Genomic DNA, 17,233 nt, shown 5'->3' with positions numbered 1-17,233 from the left:
AGTTTCTTTTATCTCTGAGTAGTTCAAAGATGGCTGCGGGTGGCCAACCTGTTGGAGAATCAGAAAAGACTATCTCGCTGTCTCTAGAATAAGTTAACACTCTCGGAATTTCATCATCAGCCACCTCAATCATCCATCAGACACATTGTCTACACCATTAGTAATACGTTGAAACTACTTTGGCGTGGCTGTCCTTGTTTAAACAAACCTTACTTAAACCTAAATAAACAGCGTGACCTTGCCCACCGATATAACTAACTTGGCGGTAATCTACCAGCTCAACCACATGCTGCAGATTACCGGGAAGATTCAAACGAGGAAATCGTGCTATGATAGTGTCTGCTTATTGGATCTTACCAGAGACACCTGGTTTTATACTTGAAGTCAATTAACTCTGACCCTTAGATTTATATGATGTATGATTTACAATTACTTTTCCCCCTCGAAAAACAATGGGACTGTGACCTTTTGCATCTAGAAGCCATATTGGTTCTCCACTAATCCTATCGAAAAAATCAAGAGGTATTTTTTTATAAATTAGAGACTCTCTCACACCTATAACCGTCACCTTAACAGGGATGTATAGATCCTTGGATTCATATACTAAGTGCAACACTAAAATTTAAAACAGTGAGCTGTCATAATTCTTGTGTTTTCCTCCCGCCAAGAAGAAAAAATACATGAAATACAAACAGCTCACTGAGAATGAAAGGTATATGCTTTCTATGCTCAGAAAGCAAGGTTATAACCAAGCTCAAATTGCTCATGCCCTCGGAAGACATCGGAGCACGATCTCCCGAGAAATCATTCGTAACTCATGCAAAATTGATAAAGCCTATCGGCCTAGCAAAGCCCAGAGTCGGTCCATTCGGCGAAGAAGTTGTTCAAGGCGAAACAAACGCATCACACCAGAGCAATTCAATCAAGTTAAGCAGTTGCTGGTTAAAGACTGGAGCCCTGAGCAGATTGTCGGCCATCTCAAAACCACCGGTAAATTAACGATAAGTCACGAATCTATTTACCAGTATGTCTGGAGAGATAAAGCTAATGGAGGCCAGTTATGGCAACACCTCAGGCAATCGAATAAGAAACGTCGGAAGCGTTACGGGGCCTACGACAGCCGTGGTCGTGTTGCTTCAAAACGCCACATATCCGAACGGCCGGCTTCCGTTGAAATCCGAAAAACACGTGGTCACTGGGAAATCGATACGGTCATGGGTGCTGGCTCTAAACATTGTATTGTCACTCTGGTTGAGCGGAAAACTGGTTATACCCTGATAGGCCAACTGAATAATAGAACCACCGAATCTCTCAACCGGAGAACCATTAAAATTATGAGCAAATTTGATGGACTATTTACTTCTATTACAGCTGATAACGGTACTGAGTTTAATCAATACAAAGAAATTGAAGAAGCGACCGAAACACGCTTCTACTTTGCCACTCCTCACCACTCATGGGAGCGAGGGACGAATGAAAATACCAATGGATTAATACGTCAGTATCTCCCTAAAGGCACATCAATGGCGTCGTTAACACAGGCTAAATGCAATGCCATTGCTAAGCGATTGAACACACGTCCTAGGAAACGGCTAGGCTTTAAAACACCAGAGGAATGCTTTGTTGGTTACTACAGATAAATGTTGCACTTCAAACTTGATATCAGGCTTCCCCCCTCCCTAGTCGAGCTCATAACTCTAGTCATCAAATATAGATGAGTGGATTTAACTATAGGTAAATGGTTTTGTATTTGTAACCAATTTAATTTTATCCCTTTAATTGCATACTTTCTCTAATTTGATTCATATTTATTGTCTCTTCCAAATTAAAATTCATAAAATCATTGAATTCTCTTTTTCAATCCTATGAGTATTTCCGGAAGAATCAATTTCTACGATTTCCCCATTTTATTTCGTATCAAAATCATAACTAATTTCACTTTGATCTGACGCGAATATATAAAGACTTTTTAATTTTTCACTCTTATCAAAAATTACCCAACTATGAACTGGCCCATCCTAAATAAAGAAACTTGCATCTAAATTCACCAAATCCTGCCAGCTGTATAAACTCTACATATTCTTTAGGGATCGAATTCTTATTACCTTCATTTACCCCGGACAGTATTAATTCTTCATCCAAAATTAAGTCACCAAAATCACCTTGATATTCAGATTGATTAAGTATTTCTTTAACTTTATCGAGAAGCTTTTCATCTATCATAGAGTTTTCGTTGTCCGTCATATTTTAAACCATTGATATATATGGAAATCTATTGAATATTCGTACTCAATCCATTCAGTCAAAAATCTACTGGACAAACTCGAAGACCTGATTGGTACTCTTTTGCAACCCTAAGTGCATTTTCGAAAAATGTAATGTTGAACAGTGGCGGAACTTTGGTTGTACCATCTTTTTGCGCTTTTAGCTCCAATTCTATTGGCTCAAGGTTTCCTTTCACCACACAACATAGGTAGTAGTCCGCGATTGCGCTCGCAAAAAGTTGGCCATCATAGTTGTATATAAAGTTGAGTCTTTCAGAAGTAAACTTGTCATTCCCTATTTTATTGTGCCAAGCAAAAATGTCCTCTATTGCTTCCTTCACTTGTTTTGCTTCGATTATTCCATTGTGAGGTCTTATATGTATTTGCGTACCTAACAACGAGCCTCCATATAGTCCGCCCGAAATTTCTATTGCTAAATCGCAATACCATTTTTGTGTATAGTACAAATTAATTTCTACAATCTGTGTTGGTGGCCTTCTTAGTAGTCTTGTAACAAAGCTTCCTGTGCCTTTCCCATCATTTTCCAATCTATAACAGGCGTCACCATCAACGTTTTTTTCCTTAGCGAAGTGATACTCGAACAACTGGTTGAACTGTCTTTTATTCATATCACGACTCAAATTAATACCGAAAATTAAAAAATCCCTATATAACAATCAACTTTGTTAGTTTACACCACCAAGAATAAAAATTAATTCAATGCCTCATCTATTGGGTTTTGAAAACCGCATCACTGACGTAAGATCCGGTGTCGTTCCATCCACTAAAAATGACTCTATACCTTGCCCATTTGCCACTGCGATACAAATGCCCAAACCATATTTTCCTTGCTCATTTTTGACGTCGTCAGCTCTAAAAAAATTAAGCTCACCAGGAGTTTTAGTGAGCGGATTTTGCAATATAAATCGCAAAGACCCATCAGCATTATAAATTGCAGCATTGTTAGGAGGAGGCAAAAACTCGTGCTCCACAACGTCATCATCAACATTATGAATAACTAATACGCCACTTCTATCGTCGAGTACATGTATCGAAACATTATGGAATAAGCTCGGATCAAAATTTATCGGCCTAAAATCATCTAATATCCAAAATACACCCAAAGGCTTACTATAGGGGTAAGGTTTCAATTTGCATTTGTCACGTCTGCTTTCTTCCCAAGAAACCATTCCAAAATCTCTCGCTGTTACTAGCTCTCCATTTTCGGAAAGATAGTTGTTATAAATCATCGCGATTTTTTGTGTCATTTTAGAAATTTCTTTGCATCAGGAAAGCCTATTAGTGTGTTTTTTAAACTACCACTTTTAACTTTTAGGTTAACTGTTAGGCGTCTCACTTCAGCAAAGCACTTTTCCAAAAATAGGTATAACAAACAAAACTTTGACAATGAACTAACTAAAAAAGCCTCCAAAAAGGAGGCTCGGTTTGTGTCACTAAATTTTAGACAACGTAAAACTGTCGCCGGAATCGTGAACCTGATATCCCGCGTCTACAATCTGATCTCTTAGTTGGTCGGCCTCACTGAAGCGGCGTGCCTGTTTTTCAATTAAGCGCTGCTCGGCCAGCTTAACTATTTGCTCTGGTATTTGCTCTTCTAGCGCTTCTTTGTCTAGTTCAAGTGCAAACACCTGATCAAACCAAAGCAAGGTGGCTTTTTTATTGGCAGAGGGCACATCGCTGTCGAGTAGTATCCAAACCAATGCCAGCGCTTTGGGCATGTTAATATCCCGATTGATGTGTCCTAAGAATTCCTCTTGGTACTGGTTATCAACTTCACCGCCATCTGGTAGTAGTGCTATCCTCTTTTTCAAACGACGAAGTGCAGTTTGCGCGCCACTTAACCCCTCCCAAGTGAAACTTAGATGGCTTCGATAATGGCTGGTCAGAGTTAAGTATCGATAAGCTAATGGGTCATAACCTTTTTCCAGCAGACTATCTAAACGCATAGATACCCCAGACTTCGAAATCTTCTCTTTATTGAGCTGCAAAAAATATCCGTGCATCCAATAGTTCGCCTGAATGCGGCCATTTTTTGCTTCACACTGTGCAATTTCATTAGTGTGGTGCACCGGGATATGGTCTTCACCACCAATGTGAATATCAAAGGTTTCGCCAAGATACTTCTCTGCCATTGCCGAACACTCAATATGCCATCCGGGAAAGCCCACACCCCAAGGGCTAGGCCATTCCATCTGGCGCTGGCTAGAGCCGCTAAACTTCCACAAGGCAAAGTCAGTGGGATTTCTTTTCTCGGCCATGTCCACGCGGATTCCAGCTTCAAGGCCTTGTTTGTCTAGACGCGCTAGCTTGCCATAATCAGGCAGTTTTTCAGTGTCGAAATACACACCATCAGAAGTTTGGTAAGTGAAGCCATTCCGTTCCAACTCAAGCACAAAGTCAATTTGCTCTTGAATATGTTCCGTTGCTCGGCATACAACCGATGGAGGCTGAATGTTAAGTTTGGCAAGGTCATGGAAAAACGCTTGCTCAAAATAGGTCGCAATTTCCCACGCTGATTTTTGCTGTTTACGCGCGCCTTTTTCCATTTTGTCTTCACCGGTATCACCATCTGAAACCAGATGACCGACATCAGTAATATTCATGACGTGTTTTACGTCATAGCCGTTTAATTCAAAGACACGCCTCAGGACATCAACAAAAAGGTAAGTTCGCAGATTTCCAATGTGGGCGTAGTCATAAACTGTTGGACCACAAGCGTACAAACCAACCTTTTTTGATTCTATTGGTGTAAAAGTAGAGAGGGTTCTATCAAGCGTATTGAATACTTGTAATCCAGATGTCGTCATTTTCTTTTCCTTGTAAAACGAAAAAGGGCCGTAGATGTCATCATCTACGGCCCTAAAAATTCAGGTTTTTTGCGCTATCTAACACAAACTATCAGGTACTCGAGCGCCGCCGTAGGTCGGAAGACAACAGCAACAACAAGCTAGGTTTGAAGTAAAGAATACGCTTTTCATAAGCAACAACATAAGTGAGCAGAATTTGAAATGCAAGGGCGCATAGAAAATTAACTTCCCGGCTGTAAATACATGAACCCTATATCAATGAACCGTAATAGTAATTTGATGGCAATAAATTGACTTACACGCTTTGATTGTATTTCTACCTTTGAGTGAACCCGCTGATGCCGAGCTGTCAATCGGAATGTCGTTTACGAACCAACGTACATCATTAATCGATGCTTTAAATTTTAAAATCTGGTTCGGATAAGAATATATGTAGCTGCCATCTTTAGGGAATAGAATCTCTAAAGACTGCACCTTGTCAGAACTAATTTGGTGCCAATTTTGAAGTTGTTGAGGCCAATTGTGGATTTCACTCACCGTTGTCGTTTTTTTGAGCGTTTTTGGTGTTACGCCATCAACAGTCAATGCTGTATGTTTCCTCAAGCATTTTTTCTCTGGGACGACTAAATGATTAAGACCACTTGGCCAACAGATTTCTACAGATTCGACTGAATCTGGTTTGTTCAGTGCTTTTTTGTCGTTCGGCAATAAATCAAATACATCAAATAGAATTGGCGATGCGGTCAGCGCGCCAGTTTGACCGACATAAGGAGAACCATCAGGCCGCCCTACCCAGACTCCAACCGTGTAGTCTGGACTCGTTCCTATCGCCCAAGAATCACGAAACCCATAACTAGTACCGGTTTTCCATGCCACTTGTCTGCCGAATTTTAGAATAGGCCTATCTGCTGGGCGCGTTTCTAGGATCGACTTTACAATCCATGTACTCGGCTCAGATATCAAATGCGCTTCTTGTCTCGAATCTTTAACAGTGAAACGAGGTTTGATAGCCACCCCTTGTCGAGCAAACGCACTGTAATAAGTGACCAAATACCTCAATGTTGAGCCTCCACCACCTAACACAACACTAAGATTCAAATCGGACAGGTTTAATGACGTGTTTAAAACCTCCATCTTTTGAACAAATGGCTCAATACCAATCTTTTCCAACAGAAACACCGGACCAATATTCTTAGAGCGTTGCAGTGCTTCGGATACCGAAATCGCTCCGCTAAAGGATTTATCGAAGTTTTGAGGGGTATAATCACCAAAGCGTAATGGAATATCCAACAGTAAACTTTTGGAATGAATAAGCCCTTGCTCGATAGCAGCTGCATAAACAAACGGTTTAAGGGTCGATCCCGGTGAACGAACAGCTTTCGTCATATCAATATGGCCATAGCTTCGGAAATCATCAAAGTCACGCGAGCCTTTGTACGCAATGACTTTTCCGGTTTCGTTCTCCATCACTAAAACGGCCACGGAAAGGCCATTAGGCTTCAATCCGAATCGAGATCGAATCGTACTATCCAGATTGCGCTGCAGATCGGCATTAATATATGTCTCGATGCTATTTTGACCCGGATATCGTTGTTTAAGCTCTCTTGCCAGCAATGGGACTTTTCGATTAATAGCCCTTCTTCCCGCTTTGACCGGTTCCCCTTTTAACAATTGATAACTGTCATTAGTGAGCAAACCCTGAGCTATTAGTCTTCTCAGTACCTTGTTTCGTGCTTTTTGCGCTCTTTCAGGGAATCGGTCCGGCCGATAAAAGCTAGGACGTTGAGGAATAACCGCGAGAAGTGCGGCTTCAGAAATATTTAAGTTATAAGCAGATTTGCCTAGGTACCTTTGGCTCGCCGCTTCTACACCTTCGATATTCCCGCCCATAGGCACATAGGTCAGGTATAGGGACAGTAACTGTGATTTACTGTAAACGCTCTCCAACTGCATCGCGCGATAAATCTGCACCAACTTACCTGAATAGGTTTTCTCCATCGGATAGAGTATTCGCGCAACTTGCATGGTAATAGTCGAACCACCCGAGACAATTTCACCATACGTCAGTCGCTGGAATGTCGCTCGAATTAAGGCTAACCAATCCACACCATGATGCCGATAGAATCGCCTGTCCTCGTATGCTAAGAGGGTATCAAGATACAATTTTGACACCTCTTGTGGCGTCACATCGGTACGAAATACACCTTGAGAGTCGGCAAATTGTCTCAATACTTCACCATTGCTCGCCACAACGCTAACCGAATACGGCTTAGCGTGTTGTTCTGGCAATGGAAAGTAGTGGTTTAACAGACTCCAGCTGGGAATGGAAAGCGCAACCAGACCGAACGTCAGCCAAAACAACCACAATATAAAGCGGCGAATCACCAGCGATTCCTAGCGTACAATATCAATAGATTGGTCTGCACTATCACTGAGTACAAAACGTTCCGGATTGTACATATCTTCAATATAGATACTTGGAATTGTTGACTTCGAGGGCGTTTCAGCGCGAATAACGTAATAGTATCGATAGGTTTGATTCGCTGAGAAATCCGCTGCCACAACTAACCTATCATTTCGATGTTCCACGAATTCAGCATTCGATGATGCAAAACCATGCGAATCCAAAAGCGATTGAGAGCCTGAAAATTGTGGGTTTTCAATCACGAAGCCGCTAGGGATAAAGTCCACCAGCATTGCTCTATTTATCGGCTCATTTAGCTTAAACTCAACCTCTACGATTAAGGTATCCCCGACACTTATCGAGTTCTCAGCCAACGGCTCACCCTCTTTGGTCAACCATGTTCGATTTAACAACTCAAATGGAGTCGTACTCTTTATACGCTCTCTATCTGCGAACCCATTTATCGTCTGTGTCACGTAAACTGGATTAGAAGATGAGTTCTTGTATACATCTCCCAATCTCATACTCATAGGGGAGTCTAATATCTGTTCTGCATCGTTAACCAAGACGCTGATTTGTTGCCGGTTTATCGCCTCCAGGTTGAGACCTGCCATCGCTAACGCATAACGCTCTTGAGTACTAAAGTAGCGACGTTGATTGAATTGAGTAAAAAGGTGGTTGGCTGCCTTTACCCGCAGAGTTTTGAGTTCCTTGCTCAATGTACTTATCTTTTCAAGCTCGGTGACAATATTGATAATCTTCGCGTAGCCTGACAGCGGACTGTCGTAATAGTAAGAGTTGGTAATAACGTTTGAATCAATATTTTTTAGTGCAGATTCAACATACCGACTTGCTGTTTTCAAATCACCCAGCAGATAAAATGCCGCACCTAAATAAACATTGTTTAGTGAATCTTCTGGTGAATAAGCTTTGAGATAGCTTTTTGCATCTGAATAAGACAATAACCCTTGTTTTGCTAACACATAGGCAGCATAAGCTTTGTGTTGCAAATCTTTGTGTTCGTATAGGCTGTTTTTAATTCTATTCACCGCGGATTTAACCATGGCTTCTGGAACTACGTTCGCATGAGCATTTCTTGCTTCTAGTAAGAACTCAGCCACATAGGTGGTAAGCCATAAATCTTCGGTGGATTCTCTCCCCCACAAACCAAATCCACCTGCGTATTGTTGAGCACGAGCTAGTCTAGCGACGGCTTTGTGTATGGCAGATTCCATTGAGCCAATCTGTTCAGCTATTTCTTTATGAGCCCTATCTTTATGAGCCCTATCTTTATGAGCCCTCTCAACTAATGAACCTTGAAGCCAAGGAAACGCTTTACTTGTCGTTTGTTCAACGCATCCATAAGGATAGTGAAATAAGCCTTGGATATAGGAGTCAGTATCGATTAACGGGCTATGGCTGAACATTATTTTGCTATTCTGTTCGTCAATCGCCGTTACTCCATCCCATGTTGCCTGATTGATTTTTACATAATCACCCGGCTGTAAGATTCTAGAATCCGATTTAGTGATAAACGGTGCTGAGCTCCGTACCGGAACGTGCCAGTTTCGAGTCGCCGAATAGGGTTCACTCTCGATCTCAAGTGACAAAGCGGCCATTCCAGTTTGCGTTCCAACTTGAACATCAATGGCAAACCCTTGTGTTTCATTTGGCTCAAGGGTGATCGTTTTTCTCTCGGGCTGAACCAATGAAAGCTCTCTAGAGGATGACAAAGTCAAAGCCACTACTTGATCCTGTTCGGTTTGATTGCTCGTTTCTACGTATACTTGGCTGCGATTTTCCAAGGCAAAGAACCTAGGTATTGATAGCTCGGCAACAATCGGTGCTGAAACTGGCAGTTCACCTACTGCATACCCAAAGCGATTGCCATCAAATACCGTGGCGACAAGCTTCACTTCACCGTTGTAATCTGGCACATCAATGGTCACAACCGCATTGCCTTGCTCATCCAGCTGGATAGGTGCAAGAACTTGGTTAAAGGTTTTACTCTCAACAAGATTGTCGCGAGACGCATTATCTTCGAGCCCACCATCTCCACCATATCGATGCTTCACAAAAGAGCTTGGGCGAGATTCGAACTGTCTTGAATACAAATCCAATATGTCTAGATTTAGCCTTTTCTGACGATAAAACCACTCGAACGGATTCGGGACAGCATACCTAGACAGATTTAAGATCCCTTGGTCTGCAATCGTTAATAGCACGTAGCCATTGTGATCGAGTGGCAGGTTAGTTTTCACTACAATGTCCTGACGAGTTAACGGCTTAAGCTTATCGGGAAGTTCCAACTCAACTTTCACTTCTCGTTCGTCGCGATTAAGACGAATCGGCGTTACCGATAACAAGCGTCTTGTGCTGGATTGGTCTGTATTCGTCAACGTTGCCACCACGTACAAATCGTGGCGTTTTAGACCATCTGGAATCGGGAGTGACACGGATGATGTTTGACCGACAGAAAGTGATGTTTGGCTATACACTTTATCGGCAACCAACTCGACATTGAGCAAGCCTGAAACAGGACTTTCGACGTCTAGTTGAATAACCTCTCCCGGAAGGTAGCTTTTTTGGTTTAACCTAACCGTGAGTTGATCAGGTTTTGCCGGTACTTGCGCATCGCCATCCTGCCAGCCGACGTAAAAGTAATACTCAGTTTTTTGGCCATCTGGAGATATTGCTCGGATACGGTACTGCCCCCACTCTGTTGCAAAAGACAGTGTTTCTGACTTGCCAGTGAGCGCTAAACTTGTATCTTCAACAATACGCCAGTTATCGTCTCTTTCTAACTCCCAGCCCGAGTTTTGGTTGAATACCCAATAATAGCCACCACGATTTCTTTCCACCCGAACATCGACAGTTCCCGACAACAAGTTCTCTCCCATCGAATCCAGCAAAACAACATCAAAGTCGGCGTTCTGATAATACTCAAAATGCGTCGATAGCGGTTTCAAGCCAACGACGCTGTTGTTATTCGAAATCAACAATGAGTGCTGACGAGCCGTGACACCACCGCCCGTTTCAAACAGCTGGCTATTCAAAGTCAGTAATGCTGGACCAGTCAGTTCTTCTGGGCTGATTGGCTCAAGTTTGACTTGCGCTTTCCCCGTAGCATCAAGCTTGATATCAATTGACTCGGGAACATCTTCATAGGAAAAATAATTCGATTCCGCCACAAAGTAGTCACTATGTTGAGTTGGAAATGAGGTCAGGTATCTCAATGAAGGGTGAATCGTTAATCGATGACCACCGGCTTCTTTTCCGAATAAGTAACGTCCAGTCGCTTGGATAGGTAAAGACAAACCAGCCGCGAGACTGTCTGGTACTTCAAGTTCAAGCGCCATACGCTCTGGAACAAATTCAGCAACATTCAAACTGAACTCACCAAAGCTTTTACTAGCAGTAGGATTGGCCTTAACCCGAATTTTCCACTTACCTAGGTTTGCCGAAGGCGGTATCAAAAACTCGACCTCAAAAAAGCCGCTCAAGGTTTGTCGGACTGTTTGGGATGTGGAAGTGGAACCATTTGGCTTAATAAGCTCGGCGTACACCGAACGAAACTCGGTCAAGTCACCATCACTATCCCTGAGTAAGACATTGTTTTTGATTGTCTCTCCCGGCTTAAATAAGTCTCGGTTAGAAAAAATCAGTGCTTTAACTCGGTTTTCTGACGGGCCTGCGACATCGAAATCACTCAAGTCTAGCGGGATTTCTCTAGCCGGCAAGACAGACACTTTGTCACCAGATATCACGTGGAAAACGTCATTTGGCTTTGGTGTTTCGTATTCAAACTGAGCAAACCCATTTTGAATTGGGTGTGTCGCTTTCAATCCCTCATCGGAGTACACTTTTATTTCGCCATTTTCCACCATAGAGTTGTCGTTCAAATCAACTACATGAAAAGCCAAATGGTTCTCAAACCTTTTTGCTTGTACTCCTAGGTCAGACAACAAAAGTTGAAGTAACTCAGGCGAGTCAAATGAGTTTTCCGGTTTAATCGCGACAACGTACCAGCCATTTTTGAGGTGATTAGGCAAAGTCAGATTAATTGTTTTAGACTCGTTGGGGCGAGCGGTAGGGGTAGCAAAATTGAGTTCTTCTACATGCGTGAAGTTTTTACGCAGTTGCTGAGCACTCCACGTGCTCAATCGGTTGGTGTAATAAAAACTGCCCAAAAGCTCGTGAGGATTGTCGACTTTAAAAAGAGATACAGAGATGCCTGTAGCGTTGACTGTTTCAACTGGAATGGCTCGATCACCACTAGCATTTAAAAATGGTCCCTTGCCTAAGACTCGTATCGACGGTGACATCTCATGAATGAACACGGATTCAATCGGCTCCAAGCCAATACGATTAACGCTAGCCAAGGAGATTTTAAATTCGCCCAAACCGTTATTTTCAATAGGCAAATATTGATATGTTCTGTCACTCGATAACTGCCATTCGGCATTTAATAATGGTTTGTCATCTTTACTCACTGGTAAATCAAAGGCTTGCTCAGTCTTACCATCTAAGTTAACCACCAAGCTTGTTTGACCATTTATTTTCCCTTCCGATACGTGACTAACACTCGCCGCTAATATCTTAACTGGCCAACAGAATACGACCATCAATGCAAACAACATGGCACTGGAAATCACTCTCGATAAGGGAAACATTGTTTAAATACCTTCTCAGATTGAAGCGGTTACGCGCTAACTTTAGGCAACGGCGACTAGCTTTTACTTACATAGCCTAAGACCATTTGATACTGAACTTATACAGTCGCAACCGAACAATAATTTATTGATTTTGATGAAATTATATTACTCTGACACAGTGCTATTGTTCGAGGGTTGTCATAATAGTGTGAGCTGTTGCCACGAATGACCACGTCATAGTCATCAAACAACCAGTAACCCGTCCCACATACACTTACATGTGAAACTAGTCTAATAAAATAGATCAAACTCTGAAGTGTCGACGTGCTTGAGACACAATTGTCCGATTTTAAATCAGCCTAAAAAATAAGAGACACCCATGAAAAAAATTTCTCGACATCTATTCGCTCTAACTGCACTGCTGTTTGCACTGCCAAGCATGGCTAAACACACATTGGTTTTTTCTTACGACCTGTTTCACAGCGGCTATGAATATGGAGAAGCAACGCTTTATATTAATGAGCTCGGTACACGTTTCGATATCAAGGTGACTGATCAAGTTGATAGTAGTGAAGTCGTAAAATTGAACGAACCAGTAAGCTACTTCGTTGATCATAGGCGCAAACTCGCCATGGGTTTAGATGAAGACAATGTATTAGGAACGTTTAAACAGAATATGAATTGGAACGGGACAGATGAAGAATTCAAACGCTTTATGCTGCAACAGAAAATCTCAGAAATCCCGGCATTCAAAGATACTGGTGTTCTGTATCATTCCGACGAAGACCCTAGTTCTGAGATGCGCGTAAAACCCTACGTCAACACTATTAATCCAATCACTGAAAAAGAAAAGCAGCTGATCAAGAAGGTCGTTTCGCAGAGGTTTGTAAAACCCGTTCCGCCAATCGGTGGTGGGTTAGCATTTTACCATTTAGATATTTTAGCTGTGTTGAATCAACAAGGTATATACGCCATTGATGAGTATCATGCTGATACATTCGGCCAGATGTTTAAGCTAAAGAGCTTTGAGCGTGTCCCTCAGCTAACAGAAGTGTTCGACATTCCTAACGAATACAACAAACAAGTTCATAAGTTGTAGCGGCTCCATTACTCGGCTCTTTTCAGCCTATCGATTTCACGGTAGGCTTTTTTGTTTTTGCGAGATGTTATGAAAACAGAAGAAGTGTATTTAGCTGGCGGCTGTTTATGGGGTGTTCAAGAGTTTGTTCGCCATCTGCCCGGTGTTGTATCTACTCAAGCAGGGCGAGCAAACGGTACCACCAATACTACGGCTTCTGACTATGATGGTTATGCCGAATGCGTAAAAACTCAGTTTGATCCGTCACTTACCTCTGTTGTGCAACTGCTTTCTCATCTATTTGAAATCATTGACCCTTACAGTGTGAACAAACAAGGGGATGACATCGGGCCCAAATACCGAACAGGGTTTTATAGCAATAATGCGCAGCATCTTGCGCAAGCCAAACAGTTTATTAATAACAGAAGCGACAGAGACCAAATCACGCTTGAGATACTGCCATTGACTAATTACGTACCGAGCGATGATGAACACCAAGATAGATTGACTCGTTGCCCAGATGATTACTGCCATATCCAACCAGAACTTCTCCACAAATACAAAGTGTAAGCACTTCATTACCACAGAGTTTTGGTGGTTTACCCACCTAGGGCATCTTGCTACTATGCGCTCGCATTGAGACTAGTTCACACAACGTTGAGAGCTACTTGTTTGCCCTTTCAGCTGTTTTTGTGAAGATAAATGAGCTGGATTTAATTCTACTTAAATAAACGTGAGTACCATGCAAGAGACTAACCAATCTGACCATGAAGCTGGAAGCGAACTAAAACTCGATCGTGTGTGCTTACAGATTCAAGGCAAAACCATATTGGATGATTTGTCTTTTGCAACGCAAGTAAAGCGCCTAGGCATCATTGGTCGGAACGGTTCGGGGAAATCAACGCTATCACGTGTGCTCGCTGGATTAATCGAAGTGCAATCTGGCCAAGTGAGCATTGAAGGTATCGACCCATTTTCAGATAGAAAGTCAGCACTGACTGAAATCGGGATTTTATTCCAAAACCCTGACCATCAAATTATTTTTCCAACCGTAATTGAAGAAATCACGTTTGGCTTAAGACAGCTTGGTAAATCAAAGTCACAAGCCCATGACTCCGCGCTGCAGGTCCTAGCGGACTTTAACAAAACACATTGGGCTGAAATTCATACCTCCGCCTTATCGCAAGGTCAAAAACACCTAGTCTGTTTAATGGCAATTGTCGCCATGAAACCTAAGCTCATCATTTTGGATGAGCCGTTCGCTGGCTTGGACATTCCAACTAAGATGCAATTACAACGCTATTTAGATGGATTCGATGGCAGCCTTATTCATATTAGCCACGATCCAAGCGACATCGAAGGGTATCAACAGCTGTTATGGCTGGACGCTGGCAAAGTCCGTGAAATTGGGTCTGTACCTATTGTGCTACCCAAATATTTAGCTGAGATGCAAGCACTAGGAGCAGGTGATGATATCTCTAACCTCTCCGATTGAGACCAAAGCCCACTCATGGCGTGCCGGCTATAAGCTCATCGCCCTAGCCGTAACAACCCTGACGCTGTTTTTTATCGACAATCTCTACTTCCACTTTGGCTTTCTTGCCATAGTGGTATGTTTGTACGCACTTCCGGGAAAAACCTTTTTTAAACAAGGTATTCAATACCTCAAAGTACTGTTGCCTGTGGTTTTGGTCATGGCTATTTGGCATGGTTACACGGGTGAGTATCAGCTCGGTGGATTGGTTGTAGTGCGTATGATATCGGCTGTTGGACTGGCCAACTTGGTCACCATGACAACCCGTTTGTCTGACATGATGGATGTGGTTCATTTTCTCGCTAAACCGTTTCGACGATTTGGCTTAAATACGCGAGCACTCGAACTCGCGATTGCGTTAGTGATTCGAATGACTCCGGTTTTGATGTCGAAAGGTCAAACCCTGTCATTTGCTTGGCGAGCGCGCACTACAAAGCGCGCAGGCTGGCGAATCATTATTCCTTTTACCGTTGTCGCACTGGACGATGCGGACCACGTTGCCGAAGCGTTAAAAGCGCGCGGTGGTACTCACTTTTTGGAGAAAAAATAAATGGAAAAGAACATTGCCTATATTGCCCTATTTGCTGCACTGATCGCTGGGCTGGGCATTATCCCACCTTTCACTTTAGGCTTTGGCGTGCCAATCACAGCGCAAAGCTTGGGTATCATGCTTTGCGGCACCATATTGGGTGCTAAACGCGGTGGACTTGCGGTTCTTTTATTACTTCTACTTGTTGCGATCGGCTTGCCGCTATTGGCAGGTGGCCGCGGTGGCTTTGCGCTATTCTTTGGTGCAACTGGTGGCTTCTTAATTGGCTGGCCTATTGCTGCATTTGTGACCGGTCTGATTGTTGAGAAGTGGCGCAGCGCAAACCTTACTTTAGTGGCATCCGTCGCATCTATCGTCGGTGGCATCATCGTGATGTACGTTTTCGGTATTATTGGAATGTCGATAGTGTTAGAAAAAACACTGCTTGAAGCGACAGGTTTGGTGACTGCCTTTATTCCGGGTGACATTGCCAAAGCTATCGTAGCGGGTTTCTTAACGTCTGCAATTGCTAAAGCACGCCCAGCAAGCTTGCTTTCACGAGCGGCATAAATCACCTCTTTGCCACGGAGCAAACACGATTGTGAATACTCTAATTTATACGGACAACGTGTCTAACAACCATATTTTGTATTATGCGTTAGGCAAACTTCGTGGCAAAAACAACGTCTTTTTTGTCAACGCTAATGAGATTCTCGCTGGCGCGCTCGATGAGGATGTCGACTTATTGGTCATGCCTGGCGGCGCAAGTCGTTATAAGTCCGACAAACTCAACGGAGAAGGATTTCAAGCAATTCGTGATTTTGTCGCGGGCGGTGGATCGTACTTGGGTATCTGTGCTGGTGCGTATCTCGCCTGTGAGCAAACGCAATGGGCTAAAGACACCCCATTTGAAATCATCACCCCAAATCAACTCGACTTTTTCAAAGGGACGGCTGTTGGGCCAATTGAAGATTTCGGTAAAGGTGATAACTACAACCTCACTAAGGCTCGAATTGTAGAGATTGAATTAAATCAACAAGCCTCATCGAGTCTTTACCTAGGTGGTTGCCACTTTGTTGCCAACAACGAAGTCAGTGGCCAAGAAACCGAATATTCGGTTCTAGCTCGTTTTACTGAACTTAATGGCGCGCCACCAGCGATGATTCATGGTGAATTTGGTAGGGGAAAATGGCTGCTATCGTCGGTGCATCCAGAATACGATTCCGAAGCAATTGATTTGATGCGGTTTGATGTTGTCGGTAATGATTACCAAGACTATCGTGAATTACCAACAGAGCGTAGGCTTGAATTCGATGCTCTGAAATCCATACTAGCGATTCTTTGTCCTGATAGCGATTAACCCAGTTCATTTCACGGACTGAATGAATAGCCTTGGTTAGCTAACTCCAATACGATAAAAGGCCTAAAGATTTAGGCCTAATTGCTTACTAACGTACCGTATATTTAGATGCTTAGGTTGAATTCTGATCAACAACTCCAACTGTTCTTGATCAAAGTCTCTCATGGCCGATTTTGGTGGAGGGGACATGGCAGGAAGACTGCGATAATAAGCGATTCTCTGCTCGTCTTTGGTCTCTTCCAGCATTTTGAATAGATTGGATGCCTGCTCGTCATAACAATCGAACAGGCGCATTTGAATGACGTAATTGGCAACACGATGCTTGTCGTTAATACCCAGCGAATCAAACCAGTGAGTGGTCATAAACATCTCATCACTTACCATCCTACCTTCGACGCAAGATTGGTATTTGTCTCGCCACGCTTGCTCTGGATCTACAGTTTCACTCGCATGCAGCGGAGCGCAAACCGTGATTAATGCTGCAAGCCACATTGTCGCTTTCAATGCAAAGTCTCTCTTCATAACCTATCTATTTAACGACCAGTAAAATGGACTCGTTATTTCAATACAACCGGTGTTTC

14 protein-coding genes are annotated in these 17,233 nt (G+C 42.8%); 7 read left to right on the top strand and 7 right to left on the bottom strand.

Annotated elements, in window-relative coordinates; translation table 11 throughout:
- The first annotated feature begins 680 nt into the window (after positions 1 to 680).
- Complete coding sequence (locus tag ACXAFJ_RS17215) at positions 681 to 1,640, top strand: IS30 family transposase (RefSeq protein ID WP_475324701.1); 960 nt, start codon at positions 681 to 683, stop codon at positions 1,638 to 1,640.
- 361 nt (positions 1,641 to 2,001) lie between these two features.
- Here the strand turns inward: ACXAFJ_RS17215 and ACXAFJ_RS17210 are convergent, their stop codons facing one another.
- The 6 genes from ACXAFJ_RS17210 to ACXAFJ_RS17185 all read right to left on the bottom strand — a co-directional run bounded on the left by ACXAFJ_RS17210 (position 2,002) and on the right by ACXAFJ_RS17185 (position 12,169).
- The gene (locus tag ACXAFJ_RS17210; RefSeq protein WP_475325113.1) at positions 2,002 to 2,244 is read right to left on the bottom strand and encodes a hypothetical protein; all 243 of its coding nucleotides are present in this window, start codon (positions 2,242 to 2,244) and stop codon (positions 2,002 to 2,004) included.
- Positions 2,245 to 2,302: 58 nt separating this feature from the next.
- Complete coding sequence (locus tag ACXAFJ_RS17205) at positions 2,303 to 2,893, bottom strand: hypothetical protein (RefSeq protein ID WP_475325111.1); 591 nt, start codon at positions 2,891 to 2,893, stop codon at positions 2,303 to 2,305.
- A gap of 96 nt (positions 2,894 to 2,989) precedes the next feature.
- A complete protein-coding gene (locus tag ACXAFJ_RS17200) occupies positions 2,990 to 3,532 on the bottom strand; it encodes a hypothetical protein (protein WP_475325110.1) in 543 nt (180 codons plus the stop codon).
- Positions 3,533 to 3,718: 186 nt separating this feature from the next.
- Positions 3,719 to 5,092, bottom strand: a complete 1,374-nt coding sequence (cysS, locus tag ACXAFJ_RS17195) for a cysteine--tRNA ligase (protein ID WP_475325109.1) — start codon at positions 5,090 to 5,092, stop codon at positions 3,719 to 3,721.
- A gap of 255 nt (positions 5,093 to 5,347) precedes the next feature.
- Entirely contained in the window at positions 5,348 to 7,477 is a 2,130-nt protein-coding gene (pbpC, locus tag ACXAFJ_RS17190; RefSeq protein WP_475325107.1) for a penicillin-binding protein 1C, read from the bottom strand.
- A gap of 9 nt (positions 7,478 to 7,486) precedes the next feature.
- Complete coding sequence (locus ACXAFJ_RS17185; RefSeq protein ID WP_475325106.1) at positions 7,487 to 12,169, bottom strand: alpha-2-macroglobulin family protein; 4,683 nt, start codon at positions 12,167 to 12,169, stop codon at positions 7,487 to 7,489.
- Between the two features lie 361 nt (positions 12,170 to 12,530).
- Here ACXAFJ_RS17185 and ACXAFJ_RS17180 point away from each other — a divergent pair, with 361 nt between their 5' ends.
- The 6 genes from ACXAFJ_RS17180 to ACXAFJ_RS17155 all read left to right on the top strand — a co-directional run bounded on the left by ACXAFJ_RS17180 (position 12,531) and on the right by ACXAFJ_RS17155 (position 16,652).
- Positions 12,531 to 13,250 (top strand): hypothetical protein, encoded by a 720-nt coding sequence (locus tag ACXAFJ_RS17180; protein ID WP_475325105.1) that lies wholly within the window; start codon positions 12,531 to 12,533, stop codon positions 13,248 to 13,250.
- Between the two features lie 69 nt (positions 13,251 to 13,319).
- Positions 13,320 to 13,799, top strand: coding sequence for a peptide-methionine (S)-S-oxide reductase (locus ACXAFJ_RS17175; RefSeq protein ID WP_475325103.1), 480 nt, complete (start codon positions 13,320 to 13,322; stop codon positions 13,797 to 13,799).
- 172 nt (positions 13,800 to 13,971) lie between these two features.
- Positions 13,972 to 14,724, top strand: coding sequence for an energy-coupling factor ABC transporter ATP-binding protein (locus ACXAFJ_RS17170; protein WP_475325102.1), 753 nt, complete (start codon positions 13,972 to 13,974; stop codon positions 14,722 to 14,724).
- A complete protein-coding gene (locus tag ACXAFJ_RS17165; protein ID WP_475325100.1) occupies positions 14,699 to 15,313 on the top strand; it encodes an energy-coupling factor transporter transmembrane component T family protein in 615 nt (204 codons plus the stop codon). Before ACXAFJ_RS17170 ends, ACXAFJ_RS17165 begins: the two co-directional genes overlap by 26 nt.
- Positions 15,314 to 15,862, top strand: a complete 549-nt coding sequence (locus tag ACXAFJ_RS17160) for a biotin transporter BioY (RefSeq protein ID WP_475325099.1) — start codon at positions 15,314 to 15,316, stop codon at positions 15,860 to 15,862. It begins immediately after the preceding gene.
- A gap of 31 nt (positions 15,863 to 15,893) precedes the next feature.
- Entirely contained in the window at positions 15,894 to 16,652 is a 759-nt protein-coding gene (locus ACXAFJ_RS17155; protein ID WP_475325098.1) for a BPL-N domain-containing protein, read from the top strand.
- Between the two features lie 63 nt (positions 16,653 to 16,715).
- Here ACXAFJ_RS17155 and ACXAFJ_RS17150 read toward each other — a convergent pair whose 3' ends face one another.
- Complete coding sequence (locus ACXAFJ_RS17150; RefSeq protein ID WP_475325096.1) at positions 16,716 to 17,174, bottom strand: hypothetical protein; 459 nt, start codon at positions 17,172 to 17,174, stop codon at positions 16,716 to 16,718.
- Positions 17,175 to 17,233 lie beyond the last annotated feature (59 nt).

This window comes from Vibrio sp. ABH4_348 (genome assembly GCF_056159765.1).
Note: the sequence above shows the minus strand (reverse complement) of the source record. Positions and strands in the feature narration are given on the sequence as shown.